The organism is Pseudomonas taetrolens (assembly GCF_900475285.1).
Taxonomy (GTDB): Bacteria; Pseudomonadota; Gammaproteobacteria; order Pseudomonadales; family Pseudomonadaceae; genus Aquipseudomonas; species Aquipseudomonas taetrolens.
The window spans coordinates 1,190,266-1,213,595 of the sequence record NZ_LS483370.1 but is presented as its reverse complement, the minus strand read 5'-3'; the positions used below and the strand labels follow the sequence as shown (position 1 = coordinate 1,213,595).

At 57.7% G+C, this 23,330-nt stretch carries 21 protein-coding genes and 4 tRNA genes; 9 read left to right on the top strand and 16 right to left on the bottom strand.

The window, feature by feature from the left end:
• The first annotated feature begins 32 nt into the window (after positions 1 to 32).
• Positions 33 to 1,376 (top strand): aminodeoxychorismate synthase component I, encoded by a 1,344-nt coding sequence (gene pabB / locus DQN55_RS05850; protein WP_048377864.1) that lies wholly within the window; start codon positions 33 to 35, stop codon positions 1,374 to 1,376.
• A gap of 68 nt (positions 1,377 to 1,444) precedes the next feature.
• Entirely contained in the window at positions 1,445 to 2,179 is a 735-nt protein-coding gene (locus DQN55_RS05845) for a phosphoadenylyl-sulfate reductase (protein WP_048377865.1), read from the top strand.
• 193 nt (positions 2,180 to 2,372) lie between these two features.
• Here DQN55_RS05845 and DQN55_RS05840 read toward each other — a convergent pair.
• The 4 genes from DQN55_RS05840 to DQN55_RS05825 all read right to left on the bottom strand — a co-directional run bounded on the left by DQN55_RS05840 (position 2,373) and on the right by DQN55_RS05825 (position 2,934).
• Positions 2,373 to 2,449: transfer RNA gene (locus DQN55_RS05840), tRNA-Asp, on the bottom strand.
• A 19-nt stretch (positions 2,450 to 2,468) separates the two neighbouring features.
• Positions 2,469 to 2,544 (bottom strand) — tRNA-Val (locus DQN55_RS05835).
• A gap of 218 nt (positions 2,545 to 2,762) precedes the next feature.
• Positions 2,763 to 2,839 (bottom strand) — tRNA-Asp (locus DQN55_RS05830).
• Between the two features lie 19 nt (positions 2,840 to 2,858).
• A tRNA-Val gene (locus DQN55_RS05825) sits at positions 2,859 to 2,934 on the bottom strand.
• Between the two features lie 160 nt (positions 2,935 to 3,094).
• Between DQN55_RS05825 and rdgC the strand changes: the two genes are divergently transcribed.
• The 3 genes from rdgC (at position 3,095) to sugE (ending at position 5,561) form a co-directional block, all read left to right on the top strand.
• Complete coding sequence (gene rdgC / locus DQN55_RS05820; protein WP_048377866.1) at positions 3,095 to 4,015, top strand: recombination-associated protein RdgC; 921 nt, start codon at positions 3,095 to 3,097, stop codon at positions 4,013 to 4,015.
• 146 nt (positions 4,016 to 4,161) lie between these two features.
• Positions 4,162 to 5,127: a bile acid:sodium symporter family protein gene (locus DQN55_RS05815; RefSeq protein WP_048377867.1), complete on the top strand. Its 966-nt coding sequence runs from the start codon at positions 4,162 to 4,164 to the stop codon at positions 5,125 to 5,127.
• Positions 5,128 to 5,246: 119 nt separating this feature from the next.
• Entirely contained in the window at positions 5,247 to 5,561 is a 315-nt protein-coding gene (gene sugE / locus DQN55_RS05810) for a quaternary ammonium compound efflux SMR transporter SugE (protein ID WP_048377868.1), read from the top strand.
• A 90-nt stretch (positions 5,562 to 5,651) separates the two neighbouring features.
• On the opposite strand, the gene DQN55_RS05805 is transcribed toward sugE, so the two are convergent.
• Together DQN55_RS05805 and DQN55_RS05800 are read right to left on the bottom strand one after the other, a co-directional pair.
• Positions 5,652 to 7,526: an MFS transporter gene (locus DQN55_RS05805; protein ID WP_048377869.1), complete on the bottom strand. Its 1,875-nt coding sequence runs from the start codon at positions 7,524 to 7,526 to the stop codon at positions 5,652 to 5,654.
• A gap of 135 nt (positions 7,527 to 7,661) precedes the next feature.
• Positions 7,662 to 8,813 (bottom strand): TDT family transporter, encoded by a 1,152-nt coding sequence (locus DQN55_RS05800; protein ID WP_048377870.1) that lies wholly within the window; start codon positions 8,811 to 8,813, stop codon positions 7,662 to 7,664.
• A 275-nt stretch (positions 8,814 to 9,088) separates the two neighbouring features.
• Between DQN55_RS05800 and DQN55_RS05795 the strand changes: the two genes are divergently transcribed.
• Positions 9,089 to 12,559: a hybrid sensor histidine kinase/response regulator gene (locus tag DQN55_RS05795; protein WP_048377871.1), complete on the top strand. Its 3,471-nt coding sequence runs from the start codon at positions 9,089 to 9,091 to the stop codon at positions 12,557 to 12,559.
• A 76-nt stretch (positions 12,560 to 12,635) separates the two neighbouring features.
• Here DQN55_RS05795 and rmuC read toward each other — a convergent pair whose 3' ends face one another.
• Positions 12,636 to 14,000 carry a DNA recombination protein RmuC gene (rmuC, locus tag DQN55_RS05790; protein WP_162837529.1) on the bottom strand — a complete coding sequence of 455 codons (1,365 nt, stop codon included), beginning with the start codon at positions 13,998 to 14,000 and terminating at the stop codon, positions 12,636 to 12,638.
• Between the two features lie 172 nt (positions 14,001 to 14,172).
• Entirely contained in the window at positions 14,173 to 14,496 is a 324-nt protein-coding gene (locus tag DQN55_RS05785) for an SEL1-like repeat protein (protein WP_048377873.1), read from the bottom strand.
• A 994-nt stretch (positions 14,497 to 15,490) separates the two neighbouring features.
• Here DQN55_RS05785 and DQN55_RS05775 point away from each other — a divergent pair.
• The 3 genes from DQN55_RS05775 (at position 15,491) to DQN55_RS05765 (ending at position 17,889) form a co-directional block, all read left to right on the top strand.
• Complete coding sequence (locus DQN55_RS05775) at positions 15,491 to 15,715, top strand: hypothetical protein (protein ID WP_019407963.1); 225 nt, start codon at positions 15,491 to 15,493, stop codon at positions 15,713 to 15,715.
• Between the two features lie 268 nt (positions 15,716 to 15,983).
• Complete coding sequence (locus DQN55_RS05770) at positions 15,984 to 16,463, top strand: hypothetical protein (protein ID WP_048377874.1); 480 nt, start codon at positions 15,984 to 15,986, stop codon at positions 16,461 to 16,463.
• 145 nt (positions 16,464 to 16,608) lie between these two features.
• On the top strand, positions 16,609 to 17,889 hold the full coding sequence (locus DQN55_RS05765) for an OmpP1/FadL family transporter (protein WP_048377875.1): 1,281 nt from the start codon (positions 16,609 to 16,611) through the stop codon (positions 17,887 to 17,889).
• 85 nt (positions 17,890 to 17,974) lie between these two features.
• On the opposite strand, the gene DQN55_RS05760 is transcribed toward DQN55_RS05765, so the two are convergent.
• From DQN55_RS05760 to cobU, 8 genes are all read right to left on the bottom strand, one after another.
• On the bottom strand, positions 17,975 to 18,526 hold the full coding sequence (locus DQN55_RS05760) for a glutathione peroxidase (protein ID WP_048377876.1): 552 nt from the start codon (positions 18,524 to 18,526) through the stop codon (positions 17,975 to 17,977).
• 58 nt (positions 18,527 to 18,584) lie between these two features.
• Complete coding sequence (locus tag DQN55_RS22515; RefSeq protein WP_256930356.1) at positions 18,585 to 18,707, bottom strand: hypothetical protein; 123 nt, start codon at positions 18,705 to 18,707, stop codon at positions 18,585 to 18,587.
• Entirely contained in the window at positions 18,704 to 19,912 is a 1,209-nt protein-coding gene (locus DQN55_RS05755; RefSeq protein ID WP_048377877.1) for an MFS transporter, read from the bottom strand. The genes DQN55_RS22515 and DQN55_RS05755 overlap by 4 nt, the downstream gene beginning before the upstream one ends.
• A 52-nt stretch (positions 19,913 to 19,964) precedes the next feature.
• On the bottom strand, positions 19,965 to 20,378 hold the full coding sequence (locus tag DQN55_RS05750; protein ID WP_048377878.1) for a MarR family winged helix-turn-helix transcriptional regulator: 414 nt from the start codon (positions 20,376 to 20,378) through the stop codon (positions 19,965 to 19,967).
• A gap of 71 nt (positions 20,379 to 20,449) precedes the next feature.
• Positions 20,450 to 21,121 carry an adenosylcobinamide-GDP ribazoletransferase gene (locus tag DQN55_RS05745; RefSeq protein WP_048378442.1) on the bottom strand — a complete coding sequence of 224 codons (672 nt, stop codon included), beginning with the start codon at positions 21,119 to 21,121 and terminating at the stop codon, positions 20,450 to 20,452.
• A 59-nt stretch (positions 21,122 to 21,180) separates the two neighbouring features.
• Complete coding sequence (cobC, locus tag DQN55_RS05740) at positions 21,181 to 21,759, bottom strand: alpha-ribazole phosphatase family protein (RefSeq protein WP_048377879.1); 579 nt, start codon at positions 21,757 to 21,759, stop codon at positions 21,181 to 21,183.
• The gene (gene cobT / locus DQN55_RS05735) at positions 21,756 to 22,811 is read right to left on the bottom strand and encodes a nicotinate-nucleotide--dimethylbenzimidazole phosphoribosyltransferase (RefSeq protein ID WP_048377880.1); all 1,056 of its coding nucleotides are present in this window, start codon (positions 22,809 to 22,811) and stop codon (positions 21,756 to 21,758) included. The genes cobC and cobT overlap by 4 nt, the downstream gene beginning before the upstream one ends.
• On the bottom strand, positions 22,808 to 23,329 hold the full coding sequence (gene cobU, locus DQN55_RS05730) for a bifunctional adenosylcobinamide kinase/adenosylcobinamide-phosphate guanylyltransferase (protein ID WP_048377881.1): 522 nt from the start codon (positions 23,327 to 23,329) through the stop codon (positions 22,808 to 22,810). The genes cobT and cobU overlap by 4 nt, the downstream gene beginning before the upstream one ends.
• Between the last annotated feature and the right edge of the window lies 1 nt (position 23,330).

The following is a 23,330-nucleotide window of genomic DNA, read 5'->3' as shown; positions in this document are numbered from 1 at the left end:
AGCACCCCGCTCCCTTGGCTGATTTGCTTCGCATGCTGACCTGCACCGTCCACCCCCTGCCTTACCTCCCCGATCCTGCCGGCTATTTTGCGGCGATCCGTCATGCCCCGGGCGCCGTGCTGCTGGACAGCGGCCGCCCCCAGGCAGAACGTGGCCGCTATGACCTGATGAGCGCCTGGCCGCGCACAGCGTTAAGCGTGCAACCCAACGAATCGGGGCGCGATTTCCTGCAGCGCCTGCGCGACAACCTGAATCAACTCGGCAACGCGCAATTGCCCGCGCCCTACGAACTGCCATTTGCGGGCGGCCTGATCGGCTACCTGAGTTATGACTTCGGACGCCTGCTTGAGCAGCTTCCGGCTCAGTCACGGGATGATCTGCAACTGCCGGATGCGCAACTGGGTCTGTATGCCTGGGCATTGATCAGTGATCACCAGGCGGCCACTAGCCAGCTGGTATTTCATCCGAGCCTGGAAGCTGACGAGCGCGAGCGCCTGATTGCGCTATTCAGCCAGCCGGCTCACTCACCCGTTGGCCGCTTCAGCCTCAAACAGCCGATGCAGCCCGACATCAGCGCCGGGCAATATCAGCAAGCACTCGAACAAATCCAGCGCTACATCCAGTCCGGTGACTGCTATCAGGTCAATTACACCCAGCGTTTCAGTGCCCGGTGTCAGGGCGATGCCTGGGCCGCCTATTGCGCATTGCGCATGGCTTGCCCTACCCCGTTCTCGGGCTTTATGAGCCTCGCAACCGACAGCGCCATCTTGAGCCTGTCGCCTGAGCGCTTCGTGCGCGTCAGCCAGAACCAGGTCGAAACACGCCCAATCAAAGGCACCCGACCCCGAGGCAAAACTCCCGCCGAAGACGCCGTAAACGCGGCCGAGCTACTGGCCAGCGCCAAAGATCGCGCTGAAAACCTGATGATTGTCGACTTGCTGCGCAACGACCTCGGTCGCACTTGCCGCATCGGCTCCGTCACCGTGCCGCAGCTGTTCACCCTGGAAAGCTACCCCAACGTTCACCACTTGGTGAGCAGCGTGGTTGGCGAACTGGCAGTGGGTAAAGACGCGCTGGACCTGATTGGCGACAGCTTCCCCGGAGGCTCGATCACTGGAGCGCCCAAGATCCGCGCCATGCAAATCATCGATGAGCTGGAACCTGCCCGACGCAGCATTTATTGCGGTTCGCTGCTGTATCTCGATGTACGCGGCGAAATGGACAGCTCAATCGCGATTCGCAGCCTGCTGATCAAAGACGGTGGCGTCAGTTGCTGGGGAGGCGGCGGGATTGTGGCCGACTCGGACTGGCAGGCCGAATACGAAGAATCCATCACCAAAGTGAAGATTCTGCTCGATACGCTACAAACCCTGTAGCCCACGGTTTTTGCTAACATCGCGACACTAGAGAGCGCCCAGCGCCATTCACAGTAGGAAGCCGCCTGATGAGCCACCCGTTCAACGTCGCTGAACTCGCCGCGACATACGCCAGCAAATCCCCGCAAGACATCCTCAAACTCGCCTTTGAACACTTTGGCGATGAGCTATGGATCTCGTTCAGCGGCGCCGAAGACGTGGTGCTGGTGGACATGGCCTGGAAACTCAACAAAAACGTCAAAGTGTTCAGCCTCGATACCGGTCGCCTGCACCCTGAGACTTATCGTTTTATTGAGCAAGTGCGTGAGCATTACAAGATTCAGATCGAAGTGATATCGCCCGACCAGACTCGCCTTGAGCCTTTTGTTAAAGAAAAAGGCCTGTTCAGCTTTTACAAGGATGGTCACGGCGAGTGCTGCGGCATACGCAAGATCGAACCGCTGCGCCGCAAGCTATCGACCGTAAAAGCCTGGGCCACTGGCCAGCGCCGCGATCAGAGCCCCGGCACCCGCAGCCAGGTCGCCGCACTCGAAATCGACGGCGCCTTCTCCACTCCGGAACGCCCCCTGTACAAGTTCAACCCGCTGGCGCAAATGACCAGCGAAGAAGTCTGGGGCTACATCCGCATGCTCGAACTGCCTTACAACAGCCTGCACGAGCGCGGGTTTATCAGCATAGGCTGTGAGCCTTGCACCCGCCCGGTACTGCCTAACCAGCACGAGCGTGAAGGTCGCTGGTGGTGGGAAGAAGCCACACAAAAAGAATGCGGGCTGCACGCCGGCAATCTGATCGCCAAAAACTGATCCCGAATCACCCTGTGGCCGCTGCCGCTGACTGCGACAAGGATCGCAAGCCCCTTAAAGGGTCAATGCGCCATCCATCGCAGTCAGCGACAGCGGCTATTCGCGCTTTAAAAAACATACGCGCACAAAAAAACCTGCACAAGGCAGGCTTTTTTGTTGATTACAAGCGTTCAAGGGGCTTGTGATCTTAATATGGCGCAGCGGACGGGACTCGAACCCGCGACCCCCGGCGTGACAGGCCGGTATTCTAACCGACTGAACTACCGCTGCGCGTAACACTGAAAGCGAATGGTGGGTGATGACGGGATCGAACCGCCGACCCTCTGCTTGTAAGGCAGATGCTCTCCCAGCTGAGCTAATCACCCTTTCACTTCACTCTCGTTGCGGGGCGCATTCTCTCACACTTTTCGTGTAAGTGGTTGTTTTTATTCGATTTTTTTCAAAATCTTTAAAAACATCCGTTTCCGGCGCCCTGCTCTTTGATCCACCAGAAAACTGCTAGACCGAAGACAGGCAAGAAAAACCCCGCATTCTGCGGGGCTTCCCCGAACCACAAGCGTTCAAGGGGCTTGTGGCAAAAATATGGCGCAGCGGACGGGACTCGAACCCGCGACCCCCGGCGTGACAGGCCGGTATTCTAACCGACTGAACTACCGCTGCGCGTAACACTGTGAGCGAATGGTGGGTGATGACGGGATCGAACCGCCGACCCTCTGCTTGTAAGGCAGATGCTCTCCCAGCTGAGCTAATCACCCTTTCACTCTCGGTGTGGCGCGCATTCTACGGAGCGACCTGTGGTCTGGCAAGCACTTTTTAAAATAATTTTTCTAAGCCTACCAAAGGCTTAGCGCAGGGTTGGCCTATGGCTTCATGAAGCGAATAATGCCGTCTTTGTATAAAGGAGTGATTCACCCCATGTGGTTCAAAAACCTGCTTATCTATCGCCTGACCCAAGATCTGCCTTTTGATGCGCAGGTGCTGGAAACTGCACTGGCCACCAAACCGGCCCGCTCGTGTTCAAGTCAGGAATTAGCCACCTACGGTTTCGTTGCCCCTTTCGGCAAAGGCGAAGACGCTCCTCTGGTTCACGCCAGCCAGGACTTCCTGTTGATCGCAGCCCGAAAAGAAGAACGCATCCTGCCTGGCAGCGTAGTACGCGATGCCTTGAAGGATAAAGTTGAAGAGATCGAAGCCGAGCAAATGCGCAAGGTCTACAAGAAGGAGCGCGATCAGCTCAAGGATGAAATCATCCAGGCGTTCTTGCCTCGCGCCTTTATTCGTCGCTCGGCGACCTTTGCCGCCATCGCACCCAAGCAAGGCCTGATCCTGGTCAACGCTTCCAGCCCGAAGCGTGCCGAAGACTTGCTGTCCACCTTGCGTGAAGTGATCGGCTCACTGCCGGTTCGTCCGTTGGCAGTCAAGGTTGCCCCGAGCGCTACCATGACTGAATGGGTCAAGACCCAAAAGGCTGCTGACAACTTCTTCGTCCTCGACGAATGCGAGTTGCGCGATACCCATGAAGACGGCGGCATCATCCGTTGCAAACGTCAGGACCTGACCAGCGACGAAATCCAGCTGCACCTGAGCACCGGTAAAATCGTGACTCAGCTGTCGCTGGCCTGGCAAGACAAGCTGTCGTTCGTACTGGACGACAAACTGGTGGTCAAGCGCCTGAAGTTTGAAGACCTGCTGCAGGATCAGGCCGAACAGGACGGCGGTGATGATGACCTGGGCCAACAGGACGCCAGCTTCACCCTGATGATGCTGACCTTCGGTGAGTTCCTGCCTCAGCTGTTTGAAGCGTTGGGCGGTGAAGAGATTCCTCAGGGGATCTAAAGGTGCACTGTATGTAGCCGCTGCAGCAGGCAGCGATCGGGCCGCAGGACCTTCACCTCAAAGCCGGGTCGCTGCGCCCCACATCACAGCCTGCGGCAGCGGCGACAGTGTTGTGCCAGATACTCTAATTACAATAAAGGACCTCCATGCGCGCACTCGCTGCTTTAAGCCGCTTCGTCGGCAACACTTTTGCTTACTGGGTACTGATTTTCGCCGTATTGGCGTTTTTCGAGCCTGGGTGGTTTGTCGGCCTTAAAGGCGCCATCGTGCCGCTTCTGGGCGTGGTGATGTTCGGCATGGGCCTGACCCTCAAGCTTGAAGACTTCGCCGAAGTCGCTCGCCACCCCTGGCGCGTGGCCTTGGGCGTAATTGCTCATTTCGTGATCATGCCCGGCGTGGCGTGGTTACTGTGCCAAGTGTTTCACCTGCCGCCTGAAATCGCCGTTGGTGTGATTCTCGTCGGTTGCTGCCCTAGCGGCACATCATCCAATGTCATGACCTGGCTGGCACGAGGCGATCTGGCCCTGTCCGTGGCCATTGCCGCCGTCACCACCCTGCTCGCTCCGTTATTGACTCCCGCGCTCATCTGGCTGCTGGCCTCGGCCTGGCTTCCGGTATCGTTCATGGAGCTGTTCTGGTCGATTCTGCAAGTTGTGTTGCTGCCCATCGTGCTCGGCGTTCTGGCTCAGCGCCTGCTGGGCGCGCGGGTTCGTTTTGCGGTCGATGTCCTGCCGCTGGTCTCGGTGATCAGCATCGTGATCATCGTCGCTGCCGTAGTGGCTGCCAGCCAGGCACAGATTGCCGAGTCAGGCCTGCTGATCATGGCTGTGGTCATGCTGCACAACAGCTTCGGTTATTTGCTGGGCTACTTTACCGGCCGTCTATTCAAGCTGCCGCTGGCCCAACGCAAATCCCTGGCCCTGGAAGTCGGTATGCAGAACTCCGGGCTGGGTGCCGCATTGGCCAGCGCCCACTTTTCACCGCTGGCCGCCGTGCCCAGTGCGCTGTTTAGCGTGTGGCACAACATCTCGGGAGCACTGCTGTCGACATATTTCCGCCGAATGAGCGAGAAAGAAGACCGTTTGAGCGCTACCAAACCCGCGACTGACTGAAATTTCAGGGGTTGCCTGTCAGATTAATCGTGGGCAATATACTGCGCACAGCGAGGACGACCTCGCGACTCATCGAGTGATTATTCTGGGGACGACCCCATCAATTGATGGAGGCAACCATGTCCTGGATTATTTTGTTTTTCGCTGGTCTGTTTGAAGTTGGCTGGGCCGTCGGCCTGAAATACACAGACGGCTTCACCCGCCCTCTGCCCACAGCCCTGACCATCGGCGCCATGGTGGTGAGCCTTGGCTTGCTGGGCCTGGCCATGAAAGAGCTGCCATTGGGCACGGCCTACGCGATCTGGACCGGCGTTGGCGCAGTGGGTACGGTTATCGCCGGGATCATTCTGTTTGGTGAATCCATGGCGCTGTTCCGTCTGGCCAGCGTTGCACTGATCATTGCCGGCCTGGTCGGGCTGAAGATGAGCACTTAAACCACACGCTTGCACCCGCTGCCGCGACCCTGAACCTAAAGGTCCTTCGGACCTTTTTGCAGCCTGCGGCAGCGGCTATTCAAAGCCCCCTTACAGCACATCCCCTCTTAATTCCGTCACCCGCTCCCGCAATTTCTTTTGCGTAGCCTCATTGGCCGCCATTGCAGTGCCCGCTATCAATGTCACTCGCGACCATAACCGGCGAAAGATCCCCTTGTCCGGATCACGACTAAAGAAGCTTCCCCACAAACCTTGCAACGCCATGGGAATCACCGGCACCGGCGTACACTCCAGAATCCGCGTTACCCCTGCCTTGAACTCGCTGATCTGTCCGTCGGTGGTGAGCTTGCCTTCAGGGAAGATGCACACCAACTCACCGTCATTCAGGTATTCGGCAATCCGCCTGAAAGCCTGCTCGTAAATCACCTCGTCTTCAGCTCGCCCGGCGATGGGAATCGTTCCCGCCGTGCGGAAGATAAAATTAAGCACTGGCAGGTTGTAGATTTTGTAATACATCACGAAGCGAATCGGACGACGCACTGCCCCGCCAATCAACAGCGCATCCACAAACGACACGTGATTGCACACCAGCAAGGCAGCACCCTCCTCGGGAATGACCTCCAGCCCCTTGTGCTCAACCCGGTACATGGAATGGCCAAGCAGCCAGATCATGAAGCGCATGCTGAATTCAGGGACGATTTTGAAGATGTAAGCGTTGACGGCAATGTTCATCAACGACACCACGAGAAACAACTCGGGGATCGTCAGCTTGGCCATGCCCAACAACACAATGGTGACGATAGCCGACACCACCATGAACAGGGCATTGAGGATATTGTTGGCCGCAATTACACGCGCACGCTCGTGCTCAGCCGTGCGCGACTGAATCAGCGCATACAGCGGCACAATATAAAAGCCACCGAAGATACCGAGCCCGAGGATATCCAGCAGCACCCACCATGCCTGACTGAACCCCAGCACGCCCAACCAGTCATTGGCCTGGATGTTCTGCGGCATTTGCCCCGAATGCCACCACAGCAGCAGGCCAAACAGCGTGAGGCCAAATGAACCGAACGGTACCAGACCGATTTCGACCTTACGCCCGGACAGCTTCTCGCAAAGCATTGAGCCCAAGGCGATTCCCACCGAGAACACGGTGAGAATCAGCGTGACAACAGTCTCGTCGCCATAAAGCCAGTCTTTGGCATAGGCCGGAATCTGTGTCAGATAGATCGCGCCGACAAACCAGAACCACGAGTTACCCACGACAGAACGTGACACTGCAGGCGTCTGATTCAGACCCATGCGCAAGGTAGCCCATGATTCGCTAAAAATATTCCAGTTAAGCCGCAAGTCGGGTGTATCGGCGGGTGCCCGGGGAATTGCGCGACTGGTCAGATAACCAAGTACCGCTACTGAAACAATCACCACCGACACGACTGTCGTGTAATGACTGGTCGACAGCATGACACCCGCGCCGATGGTCCCTGCCAGAATCGACAGAAAGGTACCCATCTCGACCAGGCCGTTACCTCCGACCAGTTCATCCTCATGCAGGGTTTGCGGCAGGATTGAATACTTGACCGGCCCGAACAGCGCCGAGTGGGTGCCCATCGCAAAGAGCGCCACCAGCATCAATGCCAGATGATCGAAGGCAAACCCCATAGCGCCCACCAGCATGATCGCGATTTCGCCCAGCTTGATCAGGCGGATCAAACGGTCCTTGGCGTACTTTTCACCGAACTGACCGGCCAATGCCGAGAACAAAAAGAAAGGCAGGATAAAGAGCAATGCGCAGAGATTGACCCAGATCCCCCTGTCACCGTCGATGCTCAACTTATAAAGGATGGCGAGAATCAGCGACTGCTTGAACAGGTTGTCATTGAGCGCCCCCAAGGACTGGGTCACGAAAAACGGCAGGAAGCGGCGCTTCCTTAACAAACTGAACTGTGAAGGGTGGCTCATCTTCCATGTACTCACGTTGCGCCGAAGGGCTTTCTCATTGGAGTGCCGTTGTAACACTCGGGACACAACCTTACCCGGGTTCTGCACTCATTCGCGTTATGTTCAGCGATTTCATACAGAACCCAAGTACATCTCTTACCTCTTCAACCCAGCGATGCAGGGCGAAACAAACAATTCGCCACGGTAGGCACCTTGCAGGGTCCGGTTGCCCACAATCAGCCACATCAACGTGAGCCCGGCAACCAGTACGCACCCGAACACATCAAAGAATGTCAGGTTGAGAACATTTCCCAGGCGTAGCGTGGCCAGGGAATACACGCCGAGCGGAAAGGTAAAGCCCCACCAGCCAAGGTTGAACGGGATACCGGCACGCATGTAGCGAACAGTGATCAGTACCGCCATCAGCATCCACCACAAGCCAAAGCCCCACAATGCGATCCCGCAGATCAGCCCCATCCCTTCAGCAACCTCGCCGATCCGGGCAAAACCATTGGCAGCGAAGATAGCCGGCGAGTCAGCTCCCAACAACAATAACCCCAGGGCACCGGTACCAATCGGCCCCAGCGCCAGCCAGCTCGAGGCGGCCATGTTCTCGTGGGGCAACTTATGCAGCGCCATGCGCAGCATGAGAATCGTCAAGATGCTGAATGCTACCGGCACCGAGAACGCCCACAGCACATAACTGGTAACCAGCACGTGGAACTGCGCCACCGGATCAATGAGATGCGGCGCCAACAGCCCGCCACTGGCCGCAGCGACCTCTGCCGCCACCACCGGCAACAGCCAGACCGCGGTCATTTGGTCAATGCTGTGCTCCTGACGGGTAAACATCATGTAGGGAATCATCACCCCGAAGGTCAGAGACATCGCCACATCCACCCACCACAACACATGTGCAACCTGCACCATATCGCTGCCCCAACGAGCAACACCGAACAGCAGAAAACCGTTGATGATGGTTGCCAGGCCCATGGGGATGGTACCGAAGAACATCGACACGGTTGAATGCCCGAAAATACGCCGTGCCTCGTCGTAAAACATGATCCAACGTGCGCCATACAGCACGCTGAACAGGATGAACAACGCGATATTGAACAACCACAAACCTTCGGCAAAGGCATACAGGCCAGGAATCTTGACGGGCAACTGAGCCAGCGCCAGCGCCAGAACCCCCGTGCCCATGGTCGCGGCAAACCAGTTCGGGGTGAACTGACGGATCACTTCTCGCGGATGCTGCAACTGGCTAAATGGCCGGAAACCGGCTTGAGCCTTATTTGAACAATTCATGGGTTCCTCCTGCTCCTCATATGAGGTCAACCAAGAATAGAACCAAATCGAATATCCATATAACGGGTATTTTCTCTAACTGTTATCGATTTTATAGATAAGCAACTAAATGGATGGAAGGTCAAGACCTGATCAACAAAGCCGGCGCCCTCCCCTCAGCCTGCGACACCAGACCGCGCTCCGACCATGGTCGACACTGACGCCGCCCAAACATCGTGCGAGACTTACTCGCTGGCGCTGGATTGCTGCCGGTTAAAACACACTCAGGAGCCATCATGTCGCTGTCCAGCGGGCTTATCGCCGCCGTCGCCCTGGCCTATATGGCCATCATGTTCGCGATTGCCTTTTACGGTGATCGGCGCAGCACACCGCTGCCACCACGGGTGCGTGCATGGGTATATAGCTTGTCGCTGGCGGTGTACTGCACCAGCTGGACCTTCTTTGGCGCCGTGGGCCAGGCGGCCGAACAGCTCTGGGCGTTCTTGCCGATTTACCTGGGGCCGGTCCTGCTCTTGGTATGCGCACCCTGGGTGCTGCAAAAAATGGTGATGATCAGCAAACAGGAAAACATCACCTCAATTGCCGACTTCATCGCGGCCCGTTATGGCAAATCCCAATCACTGGCCATTGTGGTGGCGTTGATCTGCCTGGTCGGTGTCCTGCCCTACATCGCCCTGCAACTCAAGGGCATTGTGCTCGGAGTCAATCTGCTGATCGGCGCCGGAGCAGATGCCACGGGCTCTCGGGTCCAGGACACCGCTCTGATTGTGACGCTGATTCTGGCACTGTTTACCATTGTGTTCGGTACACGCAACCTCGATGCCACCGAACACCACCGGGGCATGGTGCTGGCAATTGCCTTCGAATCCCTGGTCAAACTGTTCGCCTTCCTCGCCGTCGGCGCCTTCGTCACGTATGGCCTGTATGACGGCTTCGAGGATCTGTTCAGCCAGGCAATGCTGGCCCCGCGACTTGAGGAGTACTGGAAAGAAACCGTTAACTGGCCATCGATGATCGTTCAGACCGGCGTCGCGATGATGGCGATCATCTGCCTGCCCCGCCAGTTCCACGTGACGGTGGTGGAGAACATCGAGCCGCAAGACCTGCAACTGGCCAAATGGGTGTTTCCGGCCTATCTGATTCTGGCAGGCCTGTTTGTCGTGCCGATTGCGCTGGCGGGGCAAATGTTGCTGCCCAGCTCGGTATTACCCGACTCGTTCGTCATCAGCTTGCCACTGGCCCAGGCGCACCCTGCCCTGGCGATGCTCGCTTTCATTGGCGGGGCCTCGGCCGCCACCGGGATGGTGATCGTCGCCAGTGTCGCGCTGTCGACCATGGTGTCCAACGACATGCTGCTGCCGTGGCTGCTACGGCGTAAGAACGCCGAACGCCCGTTCGAGGTGTTCCGCTACTGGATGCTTTCGGTGCGCCGCGTATCCATCGTGGTCATTTTGCTGCTGGCCTATGTCAGCTACCGCCTGCTGGGTTCGACCGCCAGTCTCGCCACTATCGGCCAGATCGCGTTCGCCGCCGTCACGCAACTGGCTCCGGCCATGCTGGGTGCGCTGTACTGGAAACAGGCCAACCGCCGCGGAGTATTCGCCGGCCTGGCAGCAGGTACCTTTATCTGGTTCTACACCCTGGTGCTGCCACTGATTGCCCACAGCCTGGGCTGGCACCTGAGCCACTTCCCCGGACTGGCCTGGCTGCACAGCAACCCGCTGGGGCTACCGATCACACCTCTGACCCAAGGCGTGGTGCTGTCGCTGGCAGGTAACTTCACACTGTTTGCCTGGGTGTCGGTACTGTCGCGCACCCGGGTGTCAGAGCACTGGCAAGCCGGACGCTTTATCGGCCAGGAGCTCAGCAACCATCCCAGTGGGCGATCAATGCTCGCGGTACAAATCAATGACCTGTTGACCCTTTCGGCGCGATTCGTCGGTGAAGAACGGGCCCGCCAGAGTTTTATTCGCTTCGCTTACCGCCAGGGCAAGGGTTTCAACCCCAGTCAAAATGCCAATGGCGAGTGGATTGCCCATACCGAACGCCTGCTGGCAGGGGTACTGGGTGCATCCTCGACTCGAGCGGTGGTCAAAGCCGCCATCGAAGGCCGGGAAATGCAACTTGAGGACGTCGTGCGCATTGCCGACGAAGCGTCCGAGGTGCTGCAATTCAACCGTGCCCTGCTTCAGGGGGCGATTGAAAACATCACTCAAGGCATCAGCGTCGTCGACCAGTCGCTCAAACTGGTCGCCTGGAACCGACGGTATCTGGAGCTGTTCAACTACCCGGACGGACTGATCAGCGTAGGTCGTCCGATTGCCGACATCATTCGGCACAATGCAGAACGCGGCCTGTGCGGCCCCGGTGAAGCAGAAGTGCATGTCGCCCGTCGACTGCACTGGATGCGTCAAGGACGAGCTCATACCTCTGAGCGCCTGTTCCCCAATGGCCGGGTGATTGAGCTGATCGGCAACCCCATGCCGGGCGGCGGCTTCGTCATGAGTTTCACCGACATCACGGCATTCCGTGAAGCCGAGCAAGCACTTACCGAAGCCAATGAAGGGCTGGAGCAACGCGTTGCCGAGCGCACCTTTGAATTGTCGCAGTTGAATCAGGCCCTGATCGAGGCCAAAGGTGTGGCCGAGACGGCCAACCAATCCAAAACCCGCTTTCTGGCGGCCGTCAGCCATGACCTGATGCAGCCGATGAATGCCGCCCGACTGTTCTCGGCAGCCCTCTCCCATCAAGAGGACAGCTTGAGCCCAGAGGCACAAAAACTGGTGCAGCATTTAGACAGCTCCTTGCGTTCCGCTGAAGACCTGATCAGTGATCTGCTGGATATTTCCCGCCTGGAAAACGGAAAATTCACCCCCGATATCAAGCCTTTCGCAATTAGCGAGCTGTTCGACACCTTGGGCAATGAATTCACCGCCCAGGCTCAGGAACAGGGATTAAGTTTCAGAGTGCGCGGAAGCCGCCTGCGGGTCAGCAGTGACATCAAGCTGCTGCGCCGGATTTTACAAAACTTCCTGACCAATGCCTTCCGATACGCCAAGGGCCCCGTGCTACTGGGTGTACGCCGCCGAGGGAGCGAGTTGTGCCTGGAGGTCTGGGATCGAGGCCCCGGCATTCCAGAAGACAAGCTGCAGGTCATTTTTGAAGAATTCAAGCGTCTGGACAGCCATCAGACGCGTGCAGAAAAAGGCCTTGGCCTTGGCCTGGCGATTGCTGATGGCCTGTGTCGCGTACTAGGACACACCTTGCAAGTCCGTTCATGGCCTGGCAAAGGCAGTGTGTTTAGCGTCAGCGTGCCACTGGCTCAAAGCCAGTCCGCGCCACGTCCCGTGGTGTCGGAACAGAACGGACAACCGGTCATAGGTGCTCAGGTGCTATGCGTCGACAACGAAGACAGCATTCTGATCGGCATGCAGAGCTTGCTGACACGCTGGGGCTGCCGTGTCTGGACGGCCCGCAACCGCGAGGAATGCGCGGCCTTGCTGAATGAAGGCGTTCGTCCGCAACTGGTGCTGGTGGATTACCACCTGGATGATGGCGAAGTCGGGACAGAATTGATGGGCTGGCTGCGGGCGCAACTGGGCGAACCCGTACCCGGCGTAGTCATCAGCGCCGATGGCCGCCCTGAAATGATCGCTGAAGTTCATGCGGCAGGCCTGGAGTACCTGCCCAAACCCGTCAAGCCGGCAGTGTTGAGAGCGCTGCTGAGCCGGCATGTGCCGCTTTGATACTCCTGTGCTGCTTCCACAGGCTGCGATAAAAGCCAATATGCAGCCTGCGGCAGCAGCTATGTGCAGCACACTTTTATTCCGCCGGATGCGCCACGCCATCGACGTCGGTCATGGCCCGCTCCAGCAGGTCGGGCGGCAGGCTTTTGCTGGCCCGCGCGCCCAGTAGCTTGAGTTGCTCGCTGCGACTGACCAGGTTGCCGCGGCCATCGGTCAACTTATTACGCGCCGCACTGTAAGCCTTGTCCAATTGCTGAAGGCGACTGCCTACTTCATCCAGATCCTGGATAAACAATACGAATTTGTCGTACAGCCAGCCCGCCCGCTCTGCAATTTCCCGGGCATTCTGGCTCTGGCGCTCCTGCTTCCACAAGCTGTCGATCACCCGCAAAGTGGCGAGCAACGTGGTCGGACTGACAATCACGATATTGCGATCAAACGCTTCCTGAAACAGATTGGGTTCCGCTTGCAGTGCTGCGGAAAATGCCGCTTCGATCGGGACAAAAAGCAGCACAAAGTCCAGGCTGTGCAGCCCTTCAAGACGCTTGTAGTCTTTGCCGGCAAGGCCCTTCACGTGGTTGCGCAACGACAGAACGTGCTGCTTCAAGGCGACTTGCCCGATGACATCGTCATCCGCAGCCACATACTGCTGATACGCCGTCAGACTGACCTTTGAGTCGACCACGACCTGCTTGTCTCCCGGCAACAGGATCAACACATCGGGCTGGAAGCGTTCACCGTCTGGCCCCTTGAGGCTGACCTGGGTCTGATACTCACGGCCTTTTTCGAGCCCGGCGTGCTCCAGAACCCGCTCAAGAATCAATTCCCCCCAGTTACCCTGGGTCTTCTGCCCTTTCAGGGCGCGAGTCAGATTGGTCGCCTCGTCACTCAAACGAAGATTCAACTGCTGCAACCGCTCCAGCTCCTTGCCAAGAGAAAAGCGTTCACGGGCTTCTTGCTGATAGCTTTCTTCAACTCGCTTTTCGAAAGACTGAATGCGCTCCTTGAGGGGATCGAGCAATTGCCCGAGACGCTCATTACTGGTTTCAGCGAAACGCTGTTCACGCTCATCAAAAATCTTGCCTGCCAGCTCGGCGAACTGCGCACGCAGTTCATCACGCGAACCTTGCAAGTCGTTGAGTCGTTGCTGATGGCTATCTTGCTGCTCACGCAACTCTGCCGCCAGTGCAGCCGCATGAGCGTCCAGGCGCCGTAGCTCGCTTTCTTTCTGGCCGCGCTCAAGGCTCCAGGCGTGGGCAGCATCGCGAGCGTTATCACGCTCCACCTGCAACAGCTCGACCTCGCGGCGCAGGGCTGCAAGCTCGGCCTGCTTCGCCGCATTGGCCTGCCCAAGATCGCTGACTTCGTCACGACAGGCATCGAGTTGAACGCTGAGCCCTTCCTGTGCCAACTGAGCCATATTCAGGCGTTCTTCGAGCAATGCCAACTCAGCCGGGTACGCACTGGCGCGACGCTGTAAATGCCATATAAATGCCAGCAACGGTACGCCGGCTACCGCCAGGCCCAGCAAAATGCTGTTCAAGTCCAGGGCCATAGCCCCTCCGCACGAGGTAAAGGAGCAAGGTTAACCAAGCTATCCGCGTGAAGACAGCTCAGTCTTCGATCTTGCTCAGTTCTTGCTGGGCCAGACGGTCGCCAGCACGGGCAGCCTGGCGCAGGAGTTCATGACCGATTCGCTGGTCGCGGGCACTGCCGCAATCACGGCACATCAGTTGGCCCAAACGGCTTTGAGCCAGCACCACGCCTTGACGGGCAGGCTGTTTCAGCAAGTGGCCGGCCACATGCTTGACGCTAGGTTTGGTGCTCAATCGAGGGTTGTCCAGCAACCAGATAGCAACCCGCAAAGAAAAGCGCTTGGGGGCTTGAGGAGGCGTATCGGGACGAGTAACAGAGGAAGTAGGTGTGCGGAACTTCATATGACACTGTAGGGCAGAACGGAAGGCGCGCCACTCTACTCCTTTTTTCGCTCGGGTAAAGTCGAAAAAGGTCTACAGGCGCGTTCTAGAGCAAGCGCGTGGGACAATCCACAGATCCTGTGGATAACTCAGTGGACAACCCAAATTTAACCGTCGCAAACGCCCACCCTACGGGGCCTAAGGTCAAACTGACGATTTTTTCACCAATTAAAAAAAACGATGTTTTTCATTGACTTAAATTTGCCTAACAGGCTAGGAGGAGTTGTCTCTTGTGCATCTGAACTGTTATCCCCGGCTCTGCCCCCAGTGTGCACAAGCCCACATTCAGTTCAAGAGGAAGAGCAAAAAAAGAGCAAGATATGTAGGCAAGTCCCGCTGCATGGCCTGCCTTTCAAGGTGGTATCCGGTGACATGCCTTGCGCCCTGCTCACTGGACTAAACGTCATAATCGACTAGTACCAAACCTTCGCGGCACGCAAAGCAGATCACCTTTTCGCGCCTGCCACGGGCGAGGCCCAGCCTCTTTTTTCGCTAGCACACTTGCGTTTAAATTTTCAACCGGTTAGTATCCGCAGCGTTAGTACCAAGCTGAAAGTCAATTCGGGCCGAACAAATCCCCCACAGCCAACTTCCCTTGATGAGAAGTCGCACTGAAAAACGGGATCGACCCCCTCGATGGTTTCCAGGTAAATCTTGTGTCGATACAGCCTTTGAACAAACACAAAGGGTATCGCAAAGCTCTTCTACTCTGACCGAACCAACCTGCAAATTGATCAGGATCTTCACCCGGAGCACGGAACCTTAGCTCTTGTTGTGATTGCCTGCCCTCCTAAGTACCTACCTGCCAGCCCAAGCGCTACCAATTTAATGCGCTCCAACTGGCGGCTTTGTTCCAGTCAGGTTCTTCGTCCAGCCAAAGATGGCTCGACGTCACTGGAACGTTTTAACGTTGCACGGATCAGAACCGTGTCATTTGTAGGAACACCTAATAACTATGTCTACTCAAATCCATACTCAGGATGCCATTCGCACCCTAACCAATGCCTTCGCACCAATGAACTGCCTGATTATGGCCGCTCGCAAAGGCTGCTTTAGCTTCACCCTGGTCAACGAACATGGCATCGCACGTCACAGCGAGCGTCTGTACCCCGATCAATATTCCAGCGCAGAACCCCTGCAGGCTGTGATCGAGCGTACTCGTCAGGCACTTATTGCCTGATACTCGGTAAGCGTCCACACAAAAAGCCCTGCCTGATTAGCAGGGCTTTTTGCTGCCTGTTATTTGAGAAATATCTGGCATCGCTTAAGTACTTGCGGATATATCGCGAACAGCTCGAAGCTGTAAATGATTTAAAAACAGAACATTACAGCAGAGATATGACACTACACTTCAACTCAAGCGGCCAATCCGCTTCCGGCGAGCCCTCCCGACTCATTGCTGCCAAGCCCTTGGGTGTCGCCGGCCATTTTCAGGCTTCGAGGACTATATGGGTATCGCTGCCAGAGAGTTGAACCTTTATGTGATTCGCCCCACGCTTCTTTATTTGGGCCAGAACAACCCGAATGCAGAAGCATTGTTACTGGGCATTGCAGCCAGTCAGTCCAATCTGGGCTCGGCACTGCATGATCGACGCGGTCACGGCCTCTACTGCATTCGCGAACCTCGTCACGCAGCGCTGTGGGATGACTATCTGGCCCATGACCCCGATCTAGCGAGCCTGGTTCGCGGGTTGGCCAGCCAACATGCTTTTTTGTGCAGCCCGCATCTCGAGCTCACCGTTAATTTGCGCTACGCCACCGCCATTGCCTGGTTGTTGATTGAAGAACAACACCTCGTCATTCCACCCGCCGACGACCTGCTGGGCATGGCCAGGATCTGGCGCCAAGCCTTTGAGCCACAAGGACGTTTGCGCGATTTCACCCGCGCATGGCACGCATGTGTCTCACCTCTCAACCAGGTTGCCTGAAATTCAACTGTCGGCAACACCCTGTAAAAGATCTAAAACTGGTCGGATTGTCCTACAAAACAACGCTATCTTCTGCGATTTAGCCTATAGCGCTTACACAAAAATGTTGGTAGTTTTCGTCCGGTGATCAAAAGGAGTTCTAATAATGAAAAAAGTAATGCTCAAGACCACACTTAGCCTCGCCGTCACTTTGGCTTCAAGCCAGATTTTCGCAAGCGGCTTCGCCCTCAACGAACAAAGCGTAAGCGGTATGGGGACCGGTTTCGCAGGTCGTTCATCTTCTGCCGATGATGCAAGTACCGTTTTCGGTAACCCTGCCGGTATGGCCCGCCTCAAAGGCCAGCAAGTCACTGGCGGCGTCGCTGTCATCGACGCGTCCACTGACATCAAGGATGCCCAGGGCAAATACCCTGGATCCAACAAGGGTGACATGGTGCCGTTCACCGGCGTTCCGATGGGCTTCTACACCAACCAGCTAAACGATCAATGGTCTGTGGGCTTTGGTGTTTACGCGCCCTTCGGCCTGGTCACCGACTATGAAAGCGGCTTCCAGGGCCGTGCGTTTGGCAGCAAAAGTGAAGTCAAGGTTGTTACGCTGCAACCGACCGTCAGCTACGCATTCAACGATCGGGTTTCGATTGGTTTCGGTCCGACCATCAACCGTATCGCAGGCACCTTGGAATCTGACATCACGTTCAACCCGGCACTGGGTGACAACAACGTGAAGATCAAAGGCGACGATACCGCACTGGGCTTCAACGCCGGCGTGCTGGTCCAGGCCACCGATACCACGCGCATCGGCCTGACTTACCACTCCAAGGTCAAATACAAGCTCAAAGGCCACACCGAAATATCTGCCAGCGCCGGCTCCAGCGCCATGGGCCTGCTGAAAAACGGCCGCTATGACGCGTCGCTGAAAATCGAAACCCCAGAATCCTGGGACCTGTCGGTTACTCAGGACCTGAGTGATGCCTGGAAACTTTACGCAGGTACCACCTGGACCCGCTGGAGCCGCCTGAAAGACATCACCGTCGAGAACGATGGCGTTACTGGCGCCGGTGGTGCTTATGCGCCTGGCCTGTTCAGCACCATCAAGGAAGACCAGAACTGGCACGACACCTGGGCTTACGCCATCGGTACGTCGTATCAGGTGAACAAGCAGTGGGTACTGCGTACTGGCCTGACATTCGACCAGTCACCTACCAACAACGAAAATCGTTCGCCACGCATTCCTACCGGTGACCGTACGATCTTCAGCCTGGGTGCTGGCTATAACGTGACCGACGACCTGACTATCGACATGGCTTACTCCTACCTCAAGGAAGAAGCAGTCAAGGTCCACGACTCGAATGCACTTAACAACTACAGCGCCAAATACGAAAACAGTGCCAATGGTTATGCCCTGGGTGTGACGTACCGCTTCTGATTCACAGCGAGGCCAACCCCCTCGCCTGCTGAATCAAAAAAGCCCCGCTCTCTTCACCGAGGCGGGGCTTTTCAATGAGCGCAATTCAAGGCCTGGAAGCAATCGCGGCCTCAATGGCTTCAATCAACTCAGGACTGTCCGGTTTGGTGAGGCTGGAGAAGCTGGCAACTACATTGCCCTTACGATCAACCACATATTTGTAGAAGTTCCACTTCGGCGCGCTGCTTTGCTGTGCCAGGACTTTAAACACATTCGCCGCATCGGCGCCGCGAACCTTTTGCGGATCGATCATGGTGAAGGTCACGCCATAATCGACGTAACAGACCTTGGCTGTTTCCTCGCCATCCTTGGACTCTTGCTTGAAGTCATCCGACGGTACGCCAATCAGCTCCAGCCCTTGCCCCTTGTAGCGCTGATACAGCGCTTCAAGCCCCTTGAACTGTGGAGCAAAGCCGCAAAAACTGGCGGTATTGACGATTACCAGCGGCTTGCCAGCAAAACGCTGACACAGGTCGATCGACTCCTTGGCCCGCAACTTGGGCAGAGAGCCCTCCAGCAACGGCGGACAATCCGCCCCCCAGACAGAACCCGCTCCCGCAAGCAACAGTACAGGTATCGCAATCCAGCGCTTGAGCATCAGCCGTGTCCTGAGGTGATGAGAGGGATATACCAAACTTACTCGTCACTGTGCCGCACTAGCAAGTACCCATGCCCAACTGCATCAGCGCCAGACCACCCTGATGCCAGCCCCACCAGGCCAGCGCCAGCAACAATAAACCACCGCTGGCGGCTCCCAGCCATGCCCAGGTTGTATTCATGCCATTCCCTCCTGCATCTGCAGTCGAGCGACCGGACGCTCACGTACCGGCCAGTTCAAGGCTGCCGCCAGCACACTCAATAGAATCGAAACCTGCCAGATCAGATCATAGTTGCCGGTTTGATCGTAGACCACGCCCCCAAGCCATCCGCCCAGGAATGCACCCAATTGATGGAACAGGAATACGATCCCGCCCAGCATCGACAGGTTACGGACACCAAACATTGTCGCAACCGTGCCATTGGTCAGCGGCACCGTCGACAGCCATAGAAAACCCATGGCCATGCCAAACAGGTAGGCACTGAATTGCGTCACCGGCGCCCACAGGAACAACACGATCACCACCGCACGCGCCAGGTACAAGCCCGTCAACAAACGGGGCTTGGACATGCGGCCGCCGAGCCAGCCAGCAGTGTAAGTGCCAAAGATATTAAACAGGCCAATCAGTGCCAGCACCGTCGTGCCCACTGTTGCAGGCAAGTGCTGGTCCACCAGATAAGCCGGCAGATGGATACCGATAAACACCACCTGAAACCCGCAGACAAAAAAGCCGAAGGCCAACAGCCAGAAGCCGGAGTGCGTACAGGCTTCCCTTAACGCTTCCTTGAGGCTTTGTTCGCCTCCCAGGCTGGGCAACGGACGATCCTTGAGCATGCTCACCAGCGGCACGACCAGCGCCACCAGCAATCCCAGCACCAACAGCGCTGCAGACCAGCCCAGCCAGCCGATCAGGCCAAGCGTGCCAGGCAGCATTGCGAATTGCCCGAAAGAACCTGCCGCACTGGCAATCCCCATCCCCATACTGCGCTGCTCAGGAGGCAAGGCGCGGCCCACCACGCCGAGAATGACGGAGAACGAAGTACCGGACAGGCCGATGCCGATCAACAGGCCGGCGCTTAGCGACAGTGACAACGGCGAGTCCGATAGCCCCATCAACAGCAAGCCCACGGCATAGAGCACGCCGCCGACGATCACCACTTTGGCTGCGCCGAAACGATCAGCCAAAGCGCCGGTAAAGGGTTGAGCCAAGCCCCAGATCAGGTTCTGCAAGGCGATGGCGAAGGCAAACACTTCACGCCCCCAGCCAAACTGAGCGCTCATGGGCGGCAGAAACAGCCCGAATCCATGCCTCACACCTAAAGACAACGCCAAAATAAGCGCACTGCCAAGCAAGACCCAACCACTGTTTCGCCACACCGCTGTCATTGTTATTCTCCGGAAGCGGGTATATACCCATTTATGATCGAGCGACTGGCCTTCAGTCCGAACCCGCCAACTCATCCAATAATTGCAAAAGCTGCGTACGTTTCTCTTCGCCCAAGCGATCCATCAAACGCTGCTGTGCGGCCTCCCAGGCGGGCAAGGCCGCCTTCAGACGTTCCAAGCCCGCCGGAGTCAAGCACACCACACGATTGCGCTGATCCGCGCCTTCGGTCATTTTCACCAGACCCGCACCCTCCAGTACCCGCAAATTGCGGCCTAACGTACTGCGATCCAGCCCCATGGCTTCAGCCAGGCTGGAAATACTCGGCTGATCCAGACGCTTGAGGTTACTGAGCAAAGAATACTGGGCAACGTTGATCCCGAAGCCATCAAGGGCGCCGTCGTAATGCCTGCTTACGCCACGTGCCGCGCGTCGCAGATTGGTGCATAAACACTGAGTTGGTAACATTTTGTATGTATATACCCGCAATAAAACACAATCAAGCATTAACTCGCCACGACGAGACACATAGCCGCTAGTCAGATAAGCGCCAGCCCTACCAGCACCCCGACTTCGAGTAATTCGAGCAACGCGCCGGCGGTGTCACCGGTAGTTCCGCCCAAGCGGCGCATCATTACCTGCCGCAGCCAGACAAACCCTGCCGTCGCCAGCCCCAGCGACCACAACCCGGCCACACCCGCCAGCAGCACACACGCCAGGGCACTAAGGCCCAACACCCACCACCCGGCCTTGCGCGGCAGGTGATCCGCCAGTGCCTGGCCCAGACCTCCGGCCCGCACGTAGGGCGTTGTCAGGAACACGCCCAGCAAGGCGCTGCGCCCTATCAGCGGTACGATCAGCAATGCCACGCTGTGCTGCTGCTCGATCAGCGCCAACAGCGCGCAAAATTTGAGGAGCAACACCAGCACCAGCGCGACCACCGCAATCGGCCCGCTGCGCGGGTCTTTCATGATGGTCAGGGTACGTTCGCGATCACCAAAGCCGCCCAGCCAGGCGTCTGCGCTATCGGCCAGACCATCGAGGTGCAGGCCACCACTGAGCAGCACCCAGGCGGTCAGCAACAACGCGGCATGCAACAGTGACGGCGTACCTGCCAGCAGCGCATTCAGCCCCCATAGCAGCACGCCAAACAGCAGGCCCACCAACGGGTAATACAACAGTGAGCGCCCCAGCGCCCGGGGTTGCGGCATGCCGGGCAGACTAATCGGCAAACTGCTCAAAAACTGCAGGGCGATCCAGAACGGCGACGTCACAACTCAGCCTCTTCGAGACGGCCACCCTCTGCCACCTGCAAGCCGAACAGCGCGCCGTGTGCCACTACGACCTGCAACAAGTGCTCACGGGGCAAGCCCCTGGCCTGCGCCAGCAACAGCTTGATCACCCCGCCATGGCAGACCAGCAATACCCGTTCTCCCCCAAAGCGTTGCTGCAGCCGATTAACGGCCGAGAGCACGCGTGCCGAAAATGCATGCACCGGCTCACCGTCTGGCGGCGTGAACGCGTAGGGATCGTTCCAGAACAAGCCCAATGCTTCGGCATCGGTCTCCATCAACGCCGCCGCGCTCTGCCCCTCCCATGCACCAAAGTGCAGTTCTTGCAGGTCTTTTTCGAACGACACCGGCAAATTGAGCTGCTCGCTCAGTTCGCGGGCAAACAAAGCGCAACGTTGCAGCGGCGAACTGACAATGCGGTCCCAGGGCCCTCGCCCTTTGACCGCCTCGCGCATCTGCTCCCAACCCAATGCCGTCAACGCATCATCCAGGCTACCGCGCAGGCCGCCGCCCAGTTCGGTTTCACCGTGACGCAGCAGCTCCAGATACACCGTCATGCCGGACGATCTGCCACGGCGGCCTCGGCAAATGTCGCCATCTGCCCATGGAGGTCACATGCCAGACGCACCAGCGGTACTGCCAGCGCCGCGCCACTGCCTTCACCCAGGCGCAAACCGAGGTCAAGCAACGGTTCAGCCTGCAAACTTTCCAGTACATGTTGATGGCCAAGCTCGGCACCGCGATGACTGTAGATCAGCCACTCGCTGCACGCCGGACTCAAGCGAACGGCGACCATGGCCGCGACGGTGCAGATAAACCCGTCGACCAGCGCTACGATGCCTTCCTGGGCACAGGCCACATAAGCCCCGACCAAGGCAGCGATTTCAAAGCCACCCAAGCGAAACAGCGCCTGTAACGGGTCATCGAGATGCCCGGCATGCAACGCCAGGGCCCGCTCTATCACCCGGGCCTTGTGACTGACTTCGGCGGCATTCAGCCCCGTGCCCGGGCCAGTCAGGCGGGATGCCGGGCAATTCAGCAACGCGCTGGCCACGGCGCTGGCAGAGGCGGTGTTGCCAATGCCCATTTCACCACCGAGAAACAATTCGCTGCCCTGCGCCTTCGCCCGCAGCACGCTGTCACGCCCCGCCTGCAACGCCTGCAGGCCCTGCGCATCAGTCATTGCCGGCCCCGTGGCAAAGTTCGCCGTGCCCGCACCAAGCTGCAAATGGCGCACCCCTGCCAAGTTGAGCATAGGCGTGACCGTTCCAAGATCCACCACATCCAGTTGCGCACCCAATTGACGGGCCAACACACTGATTGCAGCCCCGCCGCTGACAAAGTTGTGCAGCATTTGTCCGGTGACGGCTTGCGGATAGGCCGAAACCCCTTCGGCGACAATCCCGTGATCTCCGGCAAATATCGCAATCCACACGTGATCGACACGCGGCTTGAGCCGACCTTGCAAACCAGCCATCCGCACCGCGAGCTCTTCAAGCTGGCCCAGCGAGCCCGCCGGTTTGGTCAACTGCTGCTGATGTTCGGCTGCAGCCGCTTGCATGTCACGGTCCACCGGCTTGCACGGGGTCAGCCACCAGGGGGTTTTCATAGCGCAGGTCCTTTCAACATCAGGGGCAGGCCCGCCACAGTCAACACTACCCGCTGACAGTGCGCGGCCAAGGCTTGATGCAACCAACCGGCTTCATCGACATAGCGGCGAGTCAATTCGCCCAGCGGCACGACACCCATTCCGGTTTCGTTGCTGACAAACACAATTTCACCCGGCAGTTCAGCCAGGCATTCCAGCAGCGCATCGCGCTCGGCACCGAGCTGCAGGGGATCGTCCAACATCAGCAGATTGGTCATCCACAGCGTCAGGCAATCCACCAGCAGGCAGCTGTCGGCACTCGCGTTGTCACGCAGCACCCGGGCCAGTTCGACCGGTTCTTCAATCAATCCCCAGTGCGCCGGACGACGTTCGCGATGATGACGCACGCGCTCGTTCATCTCGCCATCCAGCGGCTGGCTGGTCGCAATGTAGGTCACTGCGAGCCCGGACTCGCTCGCCAGTTTCTCGGCCAGGCGGCTTTTGCCAGAACGGGCACCGCCCAAAATCAGCTGCAACATG